Genomic DNA, 19,874 nt, shown 5'->3' with positions numbered 1-19,874 from the left:
TACATAAAAATTGAACAATTTTTAGTTCCAAATTTTAATGCACTTTTTTTACTAAAAATAAGTTGAAAATATTTTTTTTTAGATTTGGAACGACCTTGAATTTTACTATTTTTGTCTCCCCGCTTAAGTGAAGCTTTATCGTTTCCCTAGGTACCCAAACCATTATTTGAAATTTTAAACATTTGAAGTATGTCTTCTATGGCTAATACTTCAACGAGGAATTTTTGACCCTAAAAAAAAGGATTTTTATATGCAAATTGCAGTAACCGAATTGTGGAATAAATGCTTGAATATCATCCGTGATGATATTTCTGAGCAGAGTTTCACGACTTGGTTTAGCCCAATTGTTCCTTTAAAGTTTCAAAATAATACCTTAACGATACAGGTTCCTTCTCAATTTTTCTATGAATGGTTAGAAGAAAACTTCGTATCATCTCTGAGAAAAGCGATAGATCATACCATTGGTCGACAAGGTATGTTGGAATACTCCATCATCGTAGATAAGGGTGATCGTAAAAATCCTCCTTTATCATTTAATTTACCTACGACTAACCAAAATCCAAGCAAAGATTTTATCAACCAACAGGCGGCAAAAAGTCCTTTTCAGTTTAAAAATCTGGATTCTTTGGAATTAGATTCCTACTTAATTCCCAAATATACGTTTGATAAATTCATCGAAGGTGATTGTAATCGACTTGGGCGTGCCGCTGGAATGGCTGTGGCCAATAAACCCGGTTTAACTTCTTTTAACCCCTTAATGATTTATGGTGGTGTAGGATTAGGTAAAACACACTTGATTCAGGCAATAGGTAATGAAATTAAGCTACAGTTTCCTGACAAATTTGTTCTTTACGTTTCTACAGAGAAATTCACCAATCAGTTTGTGAATGCCATTCGCAATAATTCCATAGAAGCATTTACTAATTTCTATTTGCAAGTGGATGTACTCATTATCGATGACGTTCAATTCTTATCAGGAAAAGAGAAGACGCAAGAAACATTCTTTAATATCTTCAATCACCTACATCAATCAGGGAAACAAATCATATTGTCCTCTGACCGTGCACCACGTGATTTAGCTGGTATGGAAGACCGTTTATTAAGTCGATTCAAATGGGGATTAACGGCAGATCTACAACAACCCGATTTTGAAACTCGAATTGCTATCATTCAGAAAAAATTACAGGATGATGGTATTCAAATAGATTTCGAAGTTTTAGAATACTTAGCTCATTCCATTCAAACCAATGTTAGAGAATTAGAAGGTGTGATTATTTCATTAATGGCTCAAGCATCCTTAACCAGAAAAGAGATTGATTTGGATTTGGCAAAAGCTACCCTGAAGAGCATTGTTAATGAACAAGAAAAAGAATTAAGTGTTGAAAACATTCTTGAGGCTGTGACACACCACTTTTCGGTAGACCTAAGTACTTTGCAAGGGAAATGCCGTAAGAAAGAAAATGTATTTCCGCGACAAGTGGCCATGTATATGTTAAAGGAATTAACGAATCTCCCACTGAAGTCGATAGGATACCATTTTGGTGGAAGAGATCACAGTACCGTCATTCATGCAGTGCAATCCATCTCCGAAGCTATGGAAACAGATAAAACAGTCGAGAAAACAGTCAAAAAACTATTCAATCGATTTAATCTTAACACCCACTAAAAAAGTCTCCCGATAATCGAGAGACTTTTCATTTATCTAGTAATTTTTTTCTATTCTTCGGTAACGACTACTTTATCTAACAAGACAGAATCATCACCTTTCACTTTTTCTTTGATCTTAGCTTCCAATTCCTCCATTAATTCTGGATTATCCTTAATTAAATCTTTAACAGCATCTCGCCCTTGTCCCAATCGGTTTCCATTGTAAGAAAACCAAGAACCTGATTTATCAATCACGCCAAAATCAACTCCTAAATCCAGTATTTCACCGGCTTTTGAAATACCCTCCCCATACATAATATCAAATTCGACTACTTTAAATGGAGGAGCTAACTTATTTTTAACCACTTTCACTCGAGTACGATTACCTGTGATAGAGTCTGCACTTTCCTTGATTTGACCAGCTCTACGAATATCTAAACGTACAGAAGCATAAAACTTCAATGCATTACCACCCGTAGTAGTTTCTGGACTTCCAAACATCACTCCAATCTTATCCCGCAATTGGTTAATGAAAATACAGCAACATCCAGTTTTATTGATGGTTCCTGTTAATTTACGTAAAGCCTGTGACATCAATCGAGCTTGTAAACCCATTTTAGAATCTCCCATCTCTCCTTCTATCTCAGCTTTAGGAACTAAAGCTGCTACTGAGTCTATCACAATGATATCAATGGCGCCTGAACTAATTAAATGCTCAGCAATCTCCAATGCTTGTTCTCCATTATCCGGCTGAGATATTAACAAGTTTTGAGTATCGATACCTAATTTCTCTGCATACGAACGATCAAATGCATGTTCTGCATCCACAAAAGCTGCAATACCTCCCGCCTTTTGGGCTTCGGCAATACAATGCAATGTTAACGTAGTTTTACCCGAAGACTCTGGTCCATAAATTTCGACTACCCTACCTCTAGGTACACCACCAATACCTAAAGCTAAATCTAAACCTAAAGAGCCTGTTGAGATAACAGGAACATCCATGACTTTACTATCCGAAAGGCGCATAACCGTCCCCTTTCCATAAGCTTTATCTAATTTTTCTAAAGTGGTCTGTAAGGCTTTTAATTTTTCAGATGTTATGCCTTGAGCTTCGCTCGCTTGTTTTGCCATGGTATGTTGATTGATAAAATTGTATTTATAGCTTCTACTAATTTGTTTTGTATTTAGCTAAACAAAAATAGGAAATAGCCACTAATATTTAATCAAATTACTTGATATTCTGTACTCTTATTTCTTTAATACTTATCTTGCCGAAAATTGAGCCTTCTACCCTTTGAAAACAAAAAATTTTGCCTATTTCTTCTTATTATTATTTTGCCTATCCATCACGTTAAAAGCGCAAGACAAAGATGTACTTTTGGGCGGAGAACAATTAAAATACCGAATTCACTTAGGATTTATTAATGCGGCAGAGGCCAATATAAAAAGTAGTCCAAATTTGGGATCCATTCGTCAGATTCCAACCAGAAAAATTGAGATTGAGGGAAAAACAGTCGGCATCTTCAATGTATTTAGTCCACTTTTAGATTTATGGGTTTCCTACATGGAACCCACTACTTTATTGCCCATCAAGGCCGAAATGAATAAGCGAGAAGGACGGTACAAAAAACAAGAAGTCGTAGATTTTTATCATGATAAAGGAATCGCTCAAATATCCTCCCCTCAAAATACCCCCAAAGACAAAAATCTATCCATTTCAAATTCCATGATGGACTTAATATCTGGGTATTATTTTTTACGTAAAAAGAACTTGCAGGAATTAGAAATTGGCCAAAAAATGAGCGCTAAAATATTAGTGGATGGTCAAATATATGAAGTCTGGTGTATCGTAAAGGGCTTTGAGAAAGTAGATAGTAAATTTGGTAGCAAAAATTGCATTCGTACCTCTTTGGTTTTACCTAAAAACAATTTGTTCCAAGATAAAGATGCGATTAGACTTTGGATAAGCCAAGATAACTACCAGATTCCATTCAAAATGGAAGTGAATCTGAAGATTGGATTCTTGAGTATCGATTTAGAAGATTATAAAATCGCAGGAAAACCAATATACTCGGCTCTACCCTAAAGCTTCTTTATAAGCAGTCAGCACTCTTTTCCGAGCAAATTCATGATCTACGATAGGCTTGGGATAATGAAATTCCTGAAACTCGGGTACCCATTTCCGAATGTATGTTAGATCTTTATCAAACTTCTGAGTTTGTAAATAGGGATTAAATACCCGGAAATAGGGAGCTGCATCACAGCCAGAACCTGCAGCCCATTGCCATCCACCATTATTGGAAGAAAAGTCAAAATCCAATAATTTTTCAGCAAAATAAGCCTCTCCCCAACGCCAGTCTATTAATAAATGTTTGACGAGGAAACTGGCAACTATCATACGCACTCGATTGTGCATGAACCCTGTCTGATTCAACTCTCGCATACCAGCGTCAACGATAGGGTATCCGGTTTGACCGTTTTTCCAAGCCTCAAACTCCTGTTCATTATTTCGCCAGTTCATCCGATCATACTCTTTTCTAAAGGCTATTCCTTGACTAATATAAGGAAAATGAAAAGTGATATTAAAGTAGAAATCACGCCAAATTAATTCATTTAACCAGGTTTCTGATTTACCTAGGGCCCTTTTTACTAGTTTGCGAATCGAAATAGTTCCAAAACGCAAATGGACTGAAACGTGCGATGTGGCATCCAATCCAGGAAAATTTCGGTTTACTTGGTAGTGTAATATTAGTTCATCTGAAAATGTCAATGACGGAAATTTTAATCCTGTGGCTTGAAATCCTAATTGATTTAAAGACGGTAATTCAAAGGAGGCTTTTAGATAGTTTATCAAATTCTCAGATTCAAACTGCCTCCATTCGGTATTAGCCAACTTTTCTTTCCACTTTCTCGAATAAGGAGAAAAAACAGTATAGGGTGTATTTTGACCTGTTAATACTTCATTCTTTTCAAAAATAACCTGATCCTTATAACTATAAAAACCGATCCCCTGACTCTCTGCCCATTGTTGGATGGAAGCATCCCTGGCTATGGCATAACTTTCATAATCATGGTTGGAATAAATCTGTTTGATATGAAATTGCTGGGCCAGCCTATGAAACGCCTCAAAAGGTTTTTCATGTATAACCACTAAATCGCCACCTCGTTTTTTGATTTCCTTTTTTAATTGAATGAGAGACTGATGGATAAATTCGACACGGGCATCTTTTTTATTTTCTAATTTATCTAAAATAATAGGATCAAAAATAAAAATTGGTAAAATGGGATATGGGCTACTTAAGGCTGCAAAAAGCCCAACGTTATCTTCTATACGCAAATCGCGACGAAACCAGAAAACAGAAATCTCATTCATAATAATCAATATTCTATTGCTTAACCTCCTTAGCTTTTGATTGTTTCGAAAAATTACCTTGACAAGCCCCCCTTGAAAAGTGTATATTTGCAAATTGTTTTTTTAGTTCAAAAATAAATGAACGATTGTTTTAATTTTTTCAACTAATTAATTCAACGTTTTTCATTTTCAAACCCCATACGAATGAAATTATCTGAATTCAGATTCGATTTACCTCAAAGTTTAATTGCCTTACATCCAACTGATAACCGCGAAGACGCTCGCATGATGGTTGTAAACAGAAAAAACAAAACCATTGAACATAAGAAATTCACTGATATCGTTGATTACTTCGGAGAAGGAGATGTGTTAGTAACCAACAACACCAAAGTTTTTCCGGCTAGATTGTATGGAAACAAGGAAAAGACTGGTGCTCAAATTGAAGTATTTTTACTTAGAGAATTGAATCGTGAACATCGTCTATGGGATGTTTTGGTAGATCCTGCTCGTAAAATTCGTGTAGGTAATAAATTATATTTTGGTGATTCTGATTTAGTAGCGGAGGTTATTGACAATACCACATCACGTGGAAGAACTATCCGTTTCCTGTATGATGGAGACCATGAAGCTTTAATGGCGGCCATTCACGAATTGGGGGAAACTCCACTTCCAGAGGAAATTCGTTCGAAAAGAGAGGCTACTCCTGAAGATGCTGAGAGGTTTCAAACCATTTATGCTGAGCATGTGGGTGCTGTAGCTGCTCCAACGGCTGGATTGCACTTCTCTAAGATCATCATGAAAAGAATGGAACTGAATGGTTCGCAGTTTACTCCTATCACCTTACATGTAGGTTTGGGTACTTTCCGTCAAGTGGATGTGGAAGATTTAACCAAACATAAAACAGACTCTGAACATTTTATCATCAATCAAGATACATGTGATTATGTGAATCAAGCCATTGACAACAAAAAACATGTGTTATCGGTGGGAACTACGGTCATGAAAGCGTTGGAATCTTCTGTTTCTGCTAGTGGTCATTTAAAGCCTATCAATAGCTGGACAGATAAATTCATTTTCCCTCCCTACGAGTTTAAAATACCAACTGCTTTATTAACTAATTTCCATTTACCTGAGTCTATATTATTGATGATGACTTCGGCGTTTGGTGGATATGAATTAATTCATGAAGCATACCAACAAGCCATTAAAGAAAAATATCGTTTCTTTAGTTATGGTGACGTTATGTTAATCATCTAAATAAAATCGGGTTTGTTTTGAAGAAATATGCCATCATTGTAGCCGGAGGTACTGGACAGCGAATGAAAAGTGCCGTTCCTAAACAATTTTTGCTCCTTCAAGGCAAACCCATTTTATACCATACACTATTACAATTCAAAAAAGCATTTGCTGATATTGAATTGATTTTAGTTTTGCCTCAGGATCAATTTCCTACTTGGCATTTACTTTGTCAAGAACATCCTGAAATTCTCCAACAATGTCCACATCAGTTAGTGAAAGGTGGTAATACCCGCTTTCATTCGAGTCAACAAGGAGTACAAGCTATTTTAATAAATCACCATGCTCTTGTGGCAATTCATGATGGGGTAAGACCTTTGGTATCCGTGACTTGTATTCAGCAAGCATTTCAACATGCCCAAAAGCATGGAAATGCGGTTTTGGCTGTTTCAAGTAAGGACTCTATTCGCCAATGGGACCCCAACGAAAACATTTATTTTCCGCTAGATCGTACACAAATTAAACTGATTCAAACGCCTCAAATTTTCGAAGTTTCTCTTTTAAAGAAAGCTTTCCAACAAGAATACCAAGATTTTTTTACGGATGATGCGAGTGTCGTGGAATTATTGGGCACCGAAATCCAATTAGTGGAAGGAAATTATTCCAATATTAAAATTACAACTCCTGAGGATATGCTGATTGCCGAGGCATTGACTCAAAATGCATAAACATGAAAAACGCCTGGGATTGGATTGGATCCAATATATTAAAACATAAAATTGTTATCCTGTTTGTATTAACTCTACTCACAGCAGGACTCATTTACAAAGCTTCTCAGATTCAATTAAGCTATGAATTAGCCAAAATCTTACCCAAAACGGATGAGCGATTTCAACTATATGAAGGTTTCAAAAAGAAGTACGGGGAAGATGGAAACGTGATGGTTATAGGATTAGAAAATCCTCAACTTTTTACTCCTGCAGAGTTTGATGCATGGAAAAATCTTAGTTCAGATATCAAACAATTATCTGGGATCAAAAACATTTTATCCTTATCCAATCTACCTGAGGTTTACATTGACAGTACTGATAAAAAATTCAAAACTAGAACCATTTGGGATGCCAGTTTACCGACTACGCAGGAACGTTTGGATACCTTAAAAAGTAAAATTAGCCGATTACCCATTTTTACTAATTTCTTATATACGGATGATTATAAGGTCCATTTGTTACTAATTACTCTCGATCAAAAGACGATTAACGATAAAGGAAGAATCACTTTAGTCAAGAAAATAAAGCAATTAGGAGAAGATTATCGTTTAAAAACAAAACGGGATATTCATTTCTCGGGAATGCCATTTATCCGTACGGAGTATACTTCCCAAGTAACCAAGGAATTAATCATATTTCTAGGCTTAGCAATTCTGGTGACCTCACTCATCTTATTGTTCTTTTTTAGGTCTATTCAAGTCGTATTTTTTGCATTAATCGTAATATTGATTGGTATACTTGCATCCTTGGCTACCATCGTATTTCTAGGTTTCAAAATCACATTACTCTCGGGTTTAATCCCTCCACTTATCGTAGTGATTGGTATACCGAATGTAATTTTCTTGTTGAACAAATACCATGAAACCTATATTCAGACTCAGAACAAGTTGTTTTCTTTACAAGAAAGTGCCTCTAAAGTGGGTAGAACCTTATTTTTGGCCAATTTAACTACTTCCATTGGCTTTGGCGTATTCAGTTTTACTGGTTCAGGTTTATTAGTTGAATTTGGAATAGTGGCTTCGGTCAATGTCATGTTTACCTTTTTGTTATCCTTACTTTTAATTCCCATTTTCTTTAGTTTCTTGGCTCCTCCACGTCCAAAGGACTTGGCACATTTTGAGTCCAAAAGAGTCAATTTATTCTTAATTCGAATTGAAAATTGGGTTTTACATCATAGAAAATCCATTTATGGAACAGTGATCCTGCTTCTGATGATTTCTGTATATGGCTTATTGCAAATTAAGGCAATTGGATTTATCGTTGATGATTTACCTCGAGAAAATGCGATTTATTCCGATTTAAAATTCATTGAAAAGCATTTTCATGGTATCATACCTTTTGAAATTTCTGTGGATGCTAAAAGTCCAGGTAAGGCATTAAGTCCCGAAATATTGTCCAAAATGAAAAGAACAGAAAAGCTCATGGCTAAATACCCTGAATTTACTACTGGACTTTCGATTTTGACTGCTACCAAGTATTTATACCAAGTATACCGAGGTGGTGACCCCAAATATTTCACTTTACCGGGTATTGATGAATTAAATAAATTAAAAGACTTTCAATCCAGTTTATCAGGAAAAAACAACTTATTTGCTGGATTCATAGACAAAGAAAAACAGCATACCCGTATCTCCTATCAAATGGCTGATGCAGGTACAGTAAGAACAAAGGAATTATATCAAATTTTACAGCCCAAGATTGATAGTATTTTTAGAACTGACCCTGATACAGGAGAAATATTAGCCCAAGATAGTCCTAATGCCTATCAAGCAGATGTAACCGGAAATTCGGTTATCAATTCTTTTAATACGGAATATTTACAGAAAAACTTAATAGAAAGTACCTTAACGGCTATTGTGTTAATTTGTCTATTGATGGCTTTTTTATTTCGTTCATGGAAAATGGTCATTATATCCACCTTGCCTAGTTTGATTCCACTCATAATCACAGCAGGTTTGATGGGCTATTTTAATATAGCCTTGAAACCAAGTACCATTCTAATTTTTTCCATTGCTTTTGGCATTTCTAGCGATGGAACCATTTATTTCTTAACCAGGTATAAAGAGGAGTGGTTAAAAAATCAGCAAAATGTAAAACGGGCAGTTCAAATAACCATTCAAAAAACGGGTGTATCCATGTTCTATACGGCTATGATCTTGTTTTTCGGTTTCTTCATTTTTACTGCTTCGACCTTTAAGGGAACTCAGGCACTGGGTATATTGGTATCAATAACCTTATTGATGGCCATGATTTGTAATCTGATTTTATTACCTGCCTTTTTGATGGGATTGAATAAAAAAGAAATTGATACCATCATAGAGGAAGAAATTTAACATGGAGATACAAGAGGAAAAAATCTATACCATTCCCTTCTGGTTATTATGTTCTAGCAACTTTTTATTTGCGGCTAGTTTTTCCATGATCATTCCTGAGTTGCCGGATTATCTGGCAGCTATGGGAGGAAGTGAATACATTGGATACATCATTGCGTTATTTACATTAACTGCAGGGCTCAGCAGGCCATTTTCTGGTAAACTGACTGATCATATTGGGCGCGTGCCTGTCATGGCATTTGGGTCTATTGTTTGTTTCATCTGTGGAGGTATATATCCCATGGTACATACCGTTCAAGCCTTTCTTTTCTTGCGTTTTATACATGGTATGTCGACAGGCACCAAACCAACTGCCACGGCAGCTTATGTAGCCGATATCATCCCAGAGCATCGACGAGGTGAAGCTCAAGGTACTTTAGGGATATTTACAGCAACGGGGATGTCCATCGGTCCAAGTATAGGTTCTGGATTAGCCAATTCCATTGGATTACAGCCCATGTTTTATGTTTCATCTCTATTTGCTTTAGCATCTATCGTCATTTTAATGAAATTGGAGGAAACATTGCCTAAAAGTATGAAAAGTAAATTTTCATTAAAGCTGTTTAAAATCAATTGGAATGATGTTTTTGAACCCAAAATAGCCCCGGTTTTTTTGATCATGATCTTGATGGCATTTTCCTCGGGAGTGGTTGTTACACTGCTCCCTGATACGACCAAATTAGTGGGCTGGCATAACAAAGGCCTGTATTTTACGATATACACTATTGCTTCCATTTTTGTTCGGTTTTTCTTTTCAAAAAGTTCAGATAAACACGGAAGAATACCTGTATTAATCATTTCCTGTGTATTTTTAATTGCGGCTATGTTCCTTTTGGCATTTCCAGCATCCGCTTTGTCTTTAATTATTTCAGCCATATTATTTGGTATTTCATGGGGTTTTTCTACCCCAACATTAGCGGCTTGGACCACCGATTTAGCTCATAAAAATCACATGGGAAGAGCTATGGCCACCATGTATATTGCCTTAGAAATGGGTATTGGTATTGGGGCGTTTTTGTCGGGATATTTATACAAAGGTTTAAGTCAAATGATACCTCTCCCCTTTTTCATTGCGGGATTATTAGCTACTATTGCATTAGTTGTTTTATTGAGCTTTAGGAAAAACTGGACTAGAAATGAAATTTGAAACCTATTTGATAAGTAAAAAAATTGATGCTTTGGCTTTTAAAACCAATGACATCGAACTCTTTTCTACTTGGCTTTACGAATTTAACCAACTGCATGAAGCCAGTTTTACAGATCAAAAGCGATTTCAGATCAATCGAATCAGGAGAAAGTACTCCTTGAATTCAGAAATTAACCAATAGCTATTTTGAAATTTTTATAATAATTTCAAAAAATAGTGTTACTATTCAAATAATACATGCCATAAATTCTTTGAATTGTTCAAATAGCTGAAATTTGCGACCATAAAAATACAACCTATGCAATCGAGTGAATTAGAAAAACTGTTTCCAAAAGAAGGAGAAATTCCGAAAGAATATGATTTGGTCAAACCGATCGAACAAAGAGAATATTTAGTGAATGGAGAGATGCGCCAATGGAAAGGCAAAACTCAGGATGTTTGGTCTCCCATTTATATCAAATCAGAAAAAGGTTTTGAACCTAAGCGCATTGGATCATATCCTATTACAGATGCTACTGATGCCATGGAGGTTCTCTATGCTGGTGTAAAAGCCTATTCCAATGGTCGTGGAGAATGGCCCTCCATGTCGGTTGACAAACGCATTGAATGTGTAGAAAAATTCACACAAAAGATGATTTTGAAACGTGATGAGGTGGTTAAATTATTGATGTGGGAAATCGGAAAATCATTAACTGATTCGCAAAAAGAATTTGACAGAACTGTTCAGTACATTTATGATACGATTGGAGCATTAAAAGATATTGATAGAAATTCTTCGACATTTTTGATTGAAGAAGGTATCATTGGACAGGTTCGTCGTTCGCCTTTAGGAGTAGTATTATGTATGGGACCTTTTAACTATCCATTGAACGAAACCTTTACCACCTTAATCCCAGCATTAATTATGGGTAATACGGTTTTATTCAAACCACCGAAACACGGTACTTTATTGCACTACCCATTATTAGAAGCATTTAGAGAATCTTTCCCAGCTGGTGTTATTAATACCTTGTATGGTCGTGGAAATTCCATTATTCCACAATTGATGGAATCGGGTAAAATTGATGTGTTAACCTTGATTGGTTCATCCAAAGTGGCTGATAAATTAAAGAAAATGCACCCAAAAGTGAATCGTTTGCGTGCTATTTTAGGTTTAGATGCCAAAAATGCAGCGATTGTGACGGAAAGTGCACAATTGGATAATGCGATTAATGAATGTTTATTAGGTTCTTTATCATTCAATGGTCAACGTTGTACCGCGATCAAAATCATCTTTGTACATAGTAGTTTGGCTGATGCATTCAATAAAGGATTAGCAGAAAAGATAGAAGCTATCAAAGTTGGAATGGTGTGGGATCCCGGTGTACAAATTACTCCACTTCCCGAACCGAATAAACCGGCCTATTTGAAGGAATTGATCGAAGATGCTAAATTACATGGAGCCAAAGTATTGAATAAACATGGTGGAGAAAATGCCAAATCTTTATTCTTTCCAGCTTTATTGTATCCAGTAAATAAGAAGATGAAAGTTTGGTCAGAAGAGCAGTTTGGACCCGTGGTTCCAGTGGTTCCATTTGATGATATCAATGTACCAATTGATTATATTCATGAATCATCACATGGACAGCAAGTGGCTATATTTGGAACAGATCCAAATCAAATTTCAGCCTTGATTGATGCAACGGTGAATCAAGTATCACGTGTCAATATCAACGCACAATGTCAGCGTGGTCCAGATTCATTCCCATTTACAGGTCGTAAAGATTCGGCTGAAGGTACACTCTCAGTAACGGCAGCTTTGCGTTCATTCTCTATTCGTACAGTAGTAGCTACCAAAGCTACACAAGCGAATAAGGATATTGTGAATCAGATTGTTGAAAATCAACAATCTAATTTCTTATCGACTCGATTTATTCTATAAGTAGGTTTCGAATATTTTATAGAACCCTAATTTTTCCTTAGCAGGTTAGATTAGGGTTTTTTATTTCCAGATAATTTGTAATTTGGAAAACACTAAAGCTACAAGACCATGGAAAAAAGTAGACGACAATTTATTCAATCACTCAGTGCAGGTACCTCACTCCTATTGGGAGGAATTCCTTTGCTTGGGGCGGATGAAAGACCATTACCTCAAATATTAGAAAAGATCAAAGTTAGTCCAAACGATACCATCCGAATAGGATTAATTGGATCTGGTATCATTGGTCATTATGACGCCACAACTGCCCTAAAAGTACCTGGAGTAGAATTAGTGGCCGTAGCCGATTTATACCAAGGCAGACTAGATCGAGCTCAGGAAAAATGGGGCAAAGATATTTTTGTCACCAGAAATTACAAAGAGATTTTAGCCCGAAAAGATATTGATGCCGTTTTAGTATGTACAAGTGACCATTGGCATGATCATATCACCATAGATGCCCTTAAAGCAGGTAAACATGTGTACTGTGAAAAACCCATGGTACACCATGTAGAGGAAGGCTTAGCCGTTGTGGCTGCACAAAAAGCCAGTGGCAAGGTCTTGCAGGTAGGCTCTCAAAGAGCAAGCTCTGTCGTATTTCAGGAGGCGCGTAAATATTACCAACAAGGTACCATTGGTGAAATTACCTATGTAGAGGCCTATACGGATAGAAATTCAGCCAATGGAGCATGGCAATATTCCGTACCAACGGACGCTAGTTTACAAACAGTTTCATGGGATATGTTTCTAGGAGATGCACCCAAAGTGGCATTTGACCCCCTACGTTTTTTCCGTTGGAGAAATTACAAAGCCTATGGTACCGGCGTAGCTGGTGATTTATTTGTTCATAATGTGACAGGTTTGCATACTGTAACTAATTCCTTAGGACCTGAAAGAATATATGCTCAAGGAGCCCTTAATTATTGGAAAGATGGACGTGATGCCTATGATTTATTGACTGGTTTTATGACCTATGGTAAAACAGAGAATCATAATGCATTTCAATTCATGACCCGAGTAAATTTAGCTGATGGTGCAGGTGGAGGAGAAGGAACTCGTTTGATAGGTACAGAAGGTGTGATTGAAGTCAAAAATCGGGGAATAAAAATCAAGCATTTTAAGCGGGCAAAAGTAGCCAGTATGGGAGGTTATGATTCTTTAGAAAGTTTCCCAAAAGCTATGCAAGACGCTATGTTAGCTGATTATAATGCAAAATATAGTCCAGATGACAGAAGAATGAAAGTGCTAGATGAAATAGAATTCAATGCCCCTCAAGGTTATGATGACCGTTTAGACCACTTTATCAATTTCTTTGATTCCATTAGAACTGGAAAAACTGTGTTTGAAGATGCCTCTTTTGGATTAAGAGCTGCTGGGCCTTCCGTATTATGTAATACTTCCGTTGAAATTGGCAAACCCATAGAATGGGATGCATTGAATATGAAAGTGAAAAAATCCAAGTAATCGATACTGATTATCAGATTATTGCGCCAGTTATATTGATGAAATAGGTAGATTTATCCAACTTAAAGATTTGTCAACTTTTTAAAAGTTGACAAATCTAAGTTGACGAACCTAAGTTGACAAATCTTTAAGTTGGCATAAATACAAGATCCCCTTACAAATTAACCCGCTGTGATTTTACGGTACTATCCGTAATGAACTCATCATAGGTCATTAATTTATCCAAACAAGATTTTGCACCTAGTTCAATTACTCGATTAGCCACAGTATTGGTCAATTGATGATCATGACAAGTAAATAAAATCGTTCCTGGGAATTCAATCAGACCATTGTTCAAAGCTGTAATTGACTCTAAGTCCAAGTGATTAGTAGGCTCATCAAATAATAAGACATTGGCTCCCGATAGCATCATTCTAGAGAACATACAACGTTGCTTTTCTCCTCCAGAAATTACGGTACATTTTTTCAAGGCTTCATCTCCCGAAAACAACATTCTTCCTAAAAATCCACGAATAAAACTTTCGTCTTTTTCGGCAGAATACTGGCGCAACCAATCCACTAAATTCAAAGAATCATCCTTAAAATAAGAGGCATTATCGTTAGGTAAATAGGTTTGCGTGGTAGTTACTCCCCATTTAAAATCTCCAGCACTTGCTTTTCTTTCTCCTATTAAAATATCAAATAAGGCCGTGATAGCTAAAGAATCTTTCGCTAAAAAGGCTACTTTATCTCCTTTATTAATAGTAAAAGATAAATTGGAGAATAGCATAATGCCTTCTTCCGTTTTATATGATAAATTTTCTACACTCAATAACTGATCGCCAGCTTCACGTTCAGGTTTAAAATTAATGAAAGGATATTTACGAGAAGAAGGTTTGATATCCTCTACTTGCAATTTGTCCAACATTTTCTGACGTGCAGTTGCTTGCTTAGATTTAGCTACGTTAGCTGAGAATCGACGAATGAATTCTTCCAGCTCCTTACGTTTCTCATCCGTTTTCTTATTTTGATCAGTACGCTGTCTAGCAGCTAATTGAGAAGATTCATACCAAAAAGTATATGTTCCTCCGTACAACTGAATCTTAGCAAAATCAAGGTCAGCAATGTGCGTACACACATTATCCAAAAAGTGACGGTCGTGAGAAACAACAATCACCGTATTTTTAAAATTCTGTAAATAACCCTCCAACCACATGATGGAATCAATATCCAAGTTGTTAGTTGGCTCATCTAGTAATAATATATCAGGGTTACCAAACAAAGCTTGAGCTAACAGCACCTTCACTTTCTCAGAACCATTGATATCTTTTAATAGGGAATAATGAATATCCTCTTTAATCCCCAAACCACTCAATAAGGTGGCTGCTTCAGATTCTGCCTCCCATCCGTTCAATTCGGCAAATTCTGCTTCTAAATCAGCCGCTTTGTTTCCATCTGCTTCTGTAAAGTCCTCCTTCATATAGATGGCATCCTTTTCTAACATAATGTCATACAGGCGTTTATTACCCATAATGACAGTTTGTAGCACAGCGAATTCTTCGAATTCAAAGTGATTCTGCTTGAGAATCGACATACGCTCGCCAGGATTCATGCTGACACTTCCTGTCTGAGAATCTATTTCACCTGAAAGAATCTTTAAAAATGTGGATTTACCGGCACCATTGGCGCCAATCAATCCATAACAGTTACCTTCAGTAAATTTAATATTTACCTCTTCAAATAACACTCTCTTCCCAAATCTTAGGGAAACATTAGACACCTGCAACATAGCGTAATTAATTAAATAAGGCGCAAAATTACTCATTTTGAGCCTAGAAAAAAATGAATATTTTTATTCCTATCCCATATTTTTTTTGCAATTTCGACCTCTATACCCAGCAATTGCCTTGGAAAATTTGAATAATGCTACTTCTATTGACTCCATGAACACGCTACATGTGTATTTACATGAGGATGGATTGGAATTCAATGATGCCAATGGAGTTCACCAAGGCCATATTGAATGGAACAAATCTTCTAAAATTCAAAAGGATTTTTGGGAGAAAAAGGGAATTTCACCTGCTACAGTGGAAAATGTACATACTCACCTTTGTCATCAACATTTTTTACTCATACCTCAAAAATACGATAGCCCCATATACCGAATTGGTTTTTTAGAAAAAGCCTTAGGTGAAGAAGCATTAATAGGTCAAGAAATTCATGTACAAAAAATCCTGTCCGAAGCAGCCAATTTGCTTTTTTTAGTACCCAGCGAATGGAAGGATTTATTAAGTTATTGGTTTCCTTTGTCCCAAATTACCTACCAACATCAATTAGAAACCCTAATTACTCAATCTCAAGAAAACGGATTAAGTATATCCATCCAGCATCATCAAGCTTGCATCGTTCTTCGGAAATCAGGAATATTGACTTTAGTCAATATTTTTCCTTTTTCTAAAGCCACCGAGCTCGCTTTTTATATTCATTCCATCCGAGATAGTTATTTAATAAAATGGAATTCAACCAGCATACACTGGCTGGGTGATGTTGATACTAAATGGGCTGAGGAATTAATTCCATTCAAGATTTACACCCCAATCTTTTCTCATGAAGCATAGAACAGCTTTTTTTCCCGGTTCTTTTGATCCTTTTACCAAAGGCCATGAAGATATCGTATTAAGAGCTCTAGCTCTATTTGATGAAATTGTGATTGGTATTGGTCACAATTCCAGTAAGGCCCGCTATTTCTCTTTAGAAAAAATGAAAGTAGCCATAGAAAAAACATTTGAAGGAAAACCCATTCGCGTGGTGACTTATCAAAATTTAACAGCTACTGTTGCCCGGGAAGTTGGGGCTAGATTTATCATCAGGGGTTTAAGAAATACCACTGATTTTGAATACGAAAACTCCATTTCTCAGGTAAATAGACATATCAATGAAGAGTTAGAAACGGTATTCTTAATTACATCTCCTCACTTAGCTCCGATAAGCTCAACCATTATTCGGGATTTACACCGCTATGGCAGCTCAATCAACCAGTATTTACCTTATAATTTGGAAGACGAACAAAGCAATTGAAAACGATGAATGACATAACGTATCGAACTATATGTATTCGTCATGGCTTTATTCATCGCAGCCGATCCTAGCCACTCTACTTTTTCAATATTCTCCTCTTTTTGTGGTATCAATTTAGTGTCCCCAATTGAACTCATTAAATACCACTTCGTTTTCTTTAAAATACGTTGGTTTTTATGGGTATAGGTATGATAGGTCGTACAAAGTTTTTGCTCTAAAACAGCTTTTACATTGCATTCTTCCTCCACTTCCCTCACAGCTGCCTTTTTAAATTTCTCTCCTTTTTCTAATTTCCCTTTGGGCAAATCCCATTTGCCTAAGCGCAACATCCACAACACCTTATCCTCTGGATTAAGTACCACCCCACCTGCAGCTTCCAGCATGTGATACATGCCAAAAATCCGTTGCTTAAAAGGTTTAATATCTTGCACTAAAATATACACCGAATCAAAAGTAGCACCCGATTTCTGATGAAGCCCATGAATTAGTTTCTCCATTTGATCTAAAGTCAAATTCAAAATACAGGTATGACCTTTGAAATCCGCCAAACGTACAGGCTGAAGGCGAGCATCAATCACCAATTCAAATTCATCACCCATAGGAATGGCATGTTTTTTTGATTCCTTGTAAATGCGAATCGGACGGTCGTCAATAAACAGTATCATGTATTGAATTCAGAATTTAAGTTGGCAAAAATAGAATTAAATAATGAAAGATAACTTGAATAAACTATTTTTGTATATATAATCTTTGAAACAAATTCGTATGCCTGATTTTACCATTTCACAAGAAGTTGCCCAACACTTATTAAGCGTAAAAGCTATCCAATTAAGACCTGATCAACCATTTACATGGGCTTCTGGATGGAATTCTCCAATTTATTGTGATAATCGAATATCTCTTTCCTACCCTAAAGTCAGAACTTACATTAAAAATTGTTTATCCGCTGCTGTTAAAGCTTATTTTTCAGATGTGGAGATTATTGCAGGAGTAGCGACTGCCGGTATTGCTCAAGGCGCTTTAGTCGCCGATTATTTAGATCTTCCGTTCTGTTATGTTCGACCAGAGCCTAAAAAACATGGCATGGGTAATCAAATTGAAGGACATATCGAAAAAGGCCAAAAAGTGGTTTTAATCGAAGATTTAATTTCCACAGGCGGTAGTTCCTTAAAAGCTGCTACGGCTTTACAAGAAGCTGGTGCCGAAGTCTTAGGGATGGTAGCCATCTTTACTTATGGTTTCCAAATAGCTGAAGACAACTTCAAAAACCATGGAATCCCATGCATCACTTTGAGTAATTACGACGTATTAATTGACGAAGCGGTAAAACTACATCACGTGACAGAAACCCAATTAATGACATTACAAGATTGGAGAATCAACCCTAGTGAATGGCGTAAATAAGTCATTTTAGTCCATATCGGTGGCCTGGCAATGTTTTTATAAAACCCTGAAACTCCAAGTTTAATAATAACATTGCCAGTTGATTGACCCCTTTTTGCAATTTCCAAGCAATTTCATCCAAAGCCAATACCTTTTCTTGGTGCAATAAGGCTAAGAGTTGACTTTCCTCCTCCGTCAGTCGACTCCACAATAAGCTTTTATTTTTGACTATTTTATCAGGATGGGATTGCCAACTTAGCTGCTCTTTACAGGTATTCCAATCCGTATATATGGTAGCTAGGTTTTTTAGAATCAAGCGATTACATCCCTCTGAAAATACTTTTTGTAAATTACCTGGAACAGCAAACACATCGCGATGGTAATTGTTTGCATATTCAGCTGTAATTAATGCTCCTCCTTTTTCTGCCGCTTCCACGACGATGGTCGCATCCGCCATACCAGCTATAATTCGGTTTCGTAATGGAAAAAAGCGAGGGTCGGGTTTTTGATGAAATGGATGTTCCGATAAAATACCCCCCATTTCCATCATTTGATGCGCATATTTAATATGTAAGGAGGGATAAATTCGTTGAAAGCCTCCAGCCAATACAGCGATGGTTGGTACATCCAATTCAATGCAAGCCTGATGTAAGGCTATATCAATTCCATATGCTAACCCACTGACAAACAACACTTCATCATCGATTGAATCCTTAACAATTTGATAGGTTATATCCCGACCATATTCCGTAGCTTTTCTAGTCCCTACCAAAGCCATCACTTTTTCCTGTTGGAAATTAGCTTTCCCCTTAAAATAGAGCAATAAGGGTGCATCGTACAATTGCTTTAATCGCTCGGGATACCCTTCATCCAAATAAAAAAATAGCTGAATTTGCTCTTTGATACAATCAGAATAGATCTTTTCCGCATCTTTCAGAACCTGATTTGACTTAATTTCTTGGGCAATCATAGGTCCGATATGCGGGACTTTCTGCATTGCGGAAATAGTGGATTGAAAAACTTCTTTGGCAGAACCTAGGTAGGAGATTAATCGTCGTGCATTGACGATCCCAATTTGAGGAACTAAACTAAGGGCAATTTGAAATACTTTTTCTTCCGCCATGGGGATATGAATGAAACATTTCCCGAAAGAAAAAAATCATTCGCCTAAATCCTCGCGTAGCCCTTGTAAAAACTGTCGAATTTCAGTTAACTGATTAATTAAGGGAGTATTGATATTTTTTGATTCTCCCCGATGGTTGATGGCTTGCTTGGCTCCTTCAATGGTTAAGCCTTTTTCATCGATCAACTGAATGAGGACTTTAATCTTTTGAATATCCTCCGGGGTATATTTTCGTATACCACTAGATCGACGTTTCGGTATCAGATGAGGAAATTGGGTTTCCCAATACCTCAATTTAGATGTTTTTACCTTGAAAATCTCGGCAACCTCAGAAATTGAATAATACTGCTTACTATACTGTTCCAT

Annotated in this window: 18 protein-coding genes; 12 read left to right on the top strand and 6 right to left on the bottom strand. The window is 36.6% G+C overall.

Annotation, left to right across the window (positions count from 1 at the left end):
• Positions 1–250 precede the first annotated feature (250 nt).
• Positions 251–1,666 (top strand): chromosomal replication initiator protein DnaA, encoded by a 1,416-nt coding sequence (dnaA, locus tag EWU23_RS00745; RefSeq protein WP_166227824.1) that lies wholly within the window; start codon positions 251–253, stop codon positions 1,664–1,666.
• A 50-nt stretch (positions 1,667–1,716) separates the two neighbouring features.
• Here dnaA and recA read toward each other — a convergent pair whose 3' ends face one another.
• On the bottom strand, positions 1,717–2,778 hold the full coding sequence (gene recA / locus EWU23_RS00740) for a recombinase RecA (protein ID WP_166227822.1): 1,062 nt from the start codon (positions 2,776–2,778) through the stop codon (positions 1,717–1,719).
• Positions 2,779–2,941: 163 nt separating this feature from the next.
• On the opposite strand from recA, the gene EWU23_RS00735 reads away from it, so the two are divergent.
• A complete protein-coding gene (locus tag EWU23_RS00735) occupies positions 2,942–3,733 on the top strand; it encodes a DUF3108 domain-containing protein (RefSeq protein ID WP_166227820.1) in 792 nt (263 codons plus the stop codon).
• Here EWU23_RS00735 and EWU23_RS00730 read toward each other — a convergent pair.
• Positions 3,725–5,020, bottom strand: coding sequence for a cryptochrome/photolyase family protein (locus EWU23_RS00730; protein ID WP_166227818.1), 1,296 nt, complete (start codon positions 5,018–5,020; stop codon positions 3,725–3,727). The genes EWU23_RS00735 and EWU23_RS00730 overlap by 9 nt on opposite strands.
• A 183-nt stretch (positions 5,021–5,203) precedes the next feature.
• Between EWU23_RS00730 and queA the strand changes: the two genes are divergently transcribed.
• The 7 genes from queA to EWU23_RS00695 all read left to right on the top strand — a co-directional run bounded on the left by queA (position 5,204) and on the right by EWU23_RS00695 (position 13,945).
• Positions 5,204–6,256 carry a tRNA preQ1(34) S-adenosylmethionine ribosyltransferase-isomerase QueA gene (queA, locus tag EWU23_RS00725; protein ID WP_166227816.1) on the top strand — a complete coding sequence of 351 codons (1,053 nt, stop codon included), beginning with the start codon at positions 5,204–5,206 and terminating at the stop codon, positions 6,254–6,256.
• Between the two features lie 17 nt (positions 6,257–6,273).
• On the top strand, positions 6,274–6,963 hold the full coding sequence (locus tag EWU23_RS00720) for a 2-C-methyl-D-erythritol 4-phosphate cytidylyltransferase (RefSeq protein ID WP_166227814.1): 690 nt from the start codon (positions 6,274–6,276) through the stop codon (positions 6,961–6,963).
• A gap of 2 nt (positions 6,964–6,965) precedes the next feature.
• Positions 6,966–9,338 carry an efflux RND transporter permease subunit gene (locus EWU23_RS00715; protein WP_166227812.1) on the top strand — a complete coding sequence of 791 codons (2,373 nt, stop codon included), beginning with the start codon at positions 6,966–6,968 and terminating at the stop codon, positions 9,336–9,338.
• Position 9,339: 1 nt separating this feature from the next.
• Positions 9,340–10,524, top strand: a complete 1,185-nt coding sequence (locus EWU23_RS00710; protein WP_166227810.1) for an MFS transporter — start codon at positions 9,340–9,342, stop codon at positions 10,522–10,524.
• Complete coding sequence (locus tag EWU23_RS00705) at positions 10,514–10,705, top strand: hypothetical protein (protein ID WP_166227808.1); 192 nt, start codon at positions 10,514–10,516, stop codon at positions 10,703–10,705. Before EWU23_RS00710 ends, EWU23_RS00705 begins: the two co-directional genes overlap by 11 nt.
• 117 nt (positions 10,706–10,822) lie before the next feature.
• Positions 10,823–12,445, top strand: coding sequence for an NADP-dependent glyceraldehyde-3-phosphate dehydrogenase (locus tag EWU23_RS00700; protein WP_166227806.1), 1,623 nt, complete (start codon positions 10,823–10,825; stop codon positions 12,443–12,445).
• Positions 12,446–12,553: 108 nt separating this feature from the next.
• Positions 12,554–13,945, top strand: coding sequence for a Gfo/Idh/MocA family protein (locus tag EWU23_RS00695; protein ID WP_166227804.1), 1,392 nt, complete (start codon positions 12,554–12,556; stop codon positions 13,943–13,945).
• A gap of 154 nt (positions 13,946–14,099) precedes the next feature.
• Here EWU23_RS00695 and EWU23_RS00690 read toward each other — a convergent pair whose 3' ends face one another.
• Positions 14,100–15,713 carry an ABC-F family ATP-binding cassette domain-containing protein gene (locus EWU23_RS00690; protein ID WP_166228987.1) on the bottom strand — a complete coding sequence of 538 codons (1,614 nt, stop codon included), beginning with the start codon at positions 15,711–15,713 and terminating at the stop codon, positions 14,100–14,102.
• A 118-nt stretch (positions 15,714–15,831) separates the two neighbouring features.
• Between EWU23_RS00690 and EWU23_RS00685 the strand changes: the two genes are divergently transcribed.
• The gene (locus tag EWU23_RS00685) at positions 15,832–16,542 is read left to right on the top strand and encodes a DUF3822 family protein (protein WP_205753042.1); all 711 of its coding nucleotides are present in this window, start codon (positions 15,832–15,834) and stop codon (positions 16,540–16,542) included.
• Complete coding sequence (coaD, locus tag EWU23_RS00680) at positions 16,532–17,002, top strand: pantetheine-phosphate adenylyltransferase (RefSeq protein WP_166227800.1); 471 nt, start codon at positions 16,532–16,534, stop codon at positions 17,000–17,002. The genes EWU23_RS00685 and coaD overlap by 11 nt, the downstream gene beginning before the upstream one ends.
• Here the strand turns inward: coaD and EWU23_RS00675 are convergent.
• Positions 16,972–17,667: an NUDIX hydrolase gene (locus EWU23_RS00675; RefSeq protein ID WP_166227797.1), complete on the bottom strand. Its 696-nt coding sequence runs from the start codon at positions 17,665–17,667 to the stop codon at positions 16,972–16,974. The genes coaD and EWU23_RS00675 overlap by 31 nt on opposite strands.
• A gap of 100 nt (positions 17,668–17,767) precedes the next feature.
• Between EWU23_RS00675 and pyrE the strand changes: the two genes are divergently transcribed.
• Complete coding sequence (pyrE, locus tag EWU23_RS00670) at positions 17,768–18,406, top strand: orotate phosphoribosyltransferase (protein WP_166227795.1); 639 nt, start codon at positions 17,768–17,770, stop codon at positions 18,404–18,406.
• A 1-nt stretch (position 18,407) separates the two neighbouring features.
• Here pyrE and dprA read toward each other — a convergent pair whose 3' ends face one another.
• Both dprA and EWU23_RS00660 read right to left on the bottom strand, forming a co-directional pair.
• Positions 18,408–19,508: a DNA-processing protein DprA gene (dprA, locus tag EWU23_RS00665; protein WP_166227793.1), complete on the bottom strand. Its 1,101-nt coding sequence runs from the start codon at positions 19,506–19,508 to the stop codon at positions 18,408–18,410.
• Positions 19,509–19,544: 36 nt separating this feature from the next.
• Positions 19,545–19,874 (bottom strand): MerR family transcriptional regulator, encoded by a 330-nt coding sequence (locus EWU23_RS00660; RefSeq protein ID WP_166227791.1) that lies wholly within the window; start codon positions 19,872–19,874, stop codon positions 19,545–19,547.

The organism is Aquirufa beregesia, from assembly GCF_011090385.1.
GTDB lineage: Bacteria > Bacteroidota > Bacteroidia > Cytophagales > Spirosomataceae > Aquirufa > Aquirufa beregesia.
This window is presented reverse-complemented; position numbering and strand designations above follow the sequence as displayed.

Excerpts from the sequence above, each read along its gene's own strand:
- coaD (WP_166227800.1), top strand. The coding sequence starts at position 16,532 with ATGAAGCATAGAACAGCTTTTTTTCCCGGTTCTTTTGATCCTTTTACC.
- recA (WP_166227822.1), bottom strand. The coding sequence starts at position 2,778 with ATGGCAAAACAAGCGAGCGAAGCTCAAGGCATAACATCTGAAAAATTA.
- dnaA (WP_166227824.1), top strand. The coding sequence starts at position 251 with ATGCAAATTGCAGTAACCGAATTGTGGAATAAATGCTTGAATATCATC.
- EWU23_RS00690 (WP_166228987.1), bottom strand. The coding sequence starts at position 15,713 with ATGTTGCAGGTGTCTAATGTTTCCCTAAGATTTGGGAAGAGAGTGTTA.
- EWU23_RS00675 (WP_166227797.1), bottom strand. The coding sequence starts at position 17,667 with ATGATACTGTTTATTGACGACCGTCCGATTCGCATTTACAAGGAATCA.
- EWU23_RS00715 (WP_166227812.1), top strand. The coding sequence starts at position 6,966 with ATGAAAAACGCCTGGGATTGGATTGGATCCAATATATTAAAACATAAA.
- queA (WP_166227816.1), top strand. The coding sequence starts at position 5,204 with ATGAAATTATCTGAATTCAGATTCGATTTACCTCAAAGTTTAATTGCC.
- EWU23_RS00660 (WP_166227791.1), bottom strand. The coding sequence starts at position 19,874 with ATGGAACAGTATAGTAAGCAGTATTATTCAATTTCTGAGGTTGCCGAG.
- dprA (WP_166227793.1), bottom strand. The coding sequence starts at position 19,508 with ATGGCGGAAGAAAAAGTATTTCAAATTGCCCTTAGTTTAGTTCCTCAA.
- EWU23_RS00705 (WP_166227808.1), top strand. The coding sequence starts at position 10,514 with ATGAAATTTGAAACCTATTTGATAAGTAAAAAAATTGATGCTTTGGCT.
- EWU23_RS00710 (WP_166227810.1), top strand. The coding sequence starts at position 9,340 with ATGGAGATACAAGAGGAAAAAATCTATACCATTCCCTTCTGGTTATTA.
- pyrE (WP_166227795.1), top strand. The coding sequence starts at position 17,768 with ATGCCTGATTTTACCATTTCACAAGAAGTTGCCCAACACTTATTAAGC.
- EWU23_RS00730 (WP_166227818.1), bottom strand. The coding sequence starts at position 5,020 with ATGAATGAGATTTCTGTTTTCTGGTTTCGTCGCGATTTGCGTATAGAA.
- EWU23_RS00695 (WP_166227804.1), top strand. The coding sequence starts at position 12,554 with ATGGAAAAAAGTAGACGACAATTTATTCAATCACTCAGTGCAGGTACC.
- EWU23_RS00700 (WP_166227806.1), top strand. The coding sequence starts at position 10,823 with ATGCAATCGAGTGAATTAGAAAAACTGTTTCCAAAAGAAGGAGAAATT.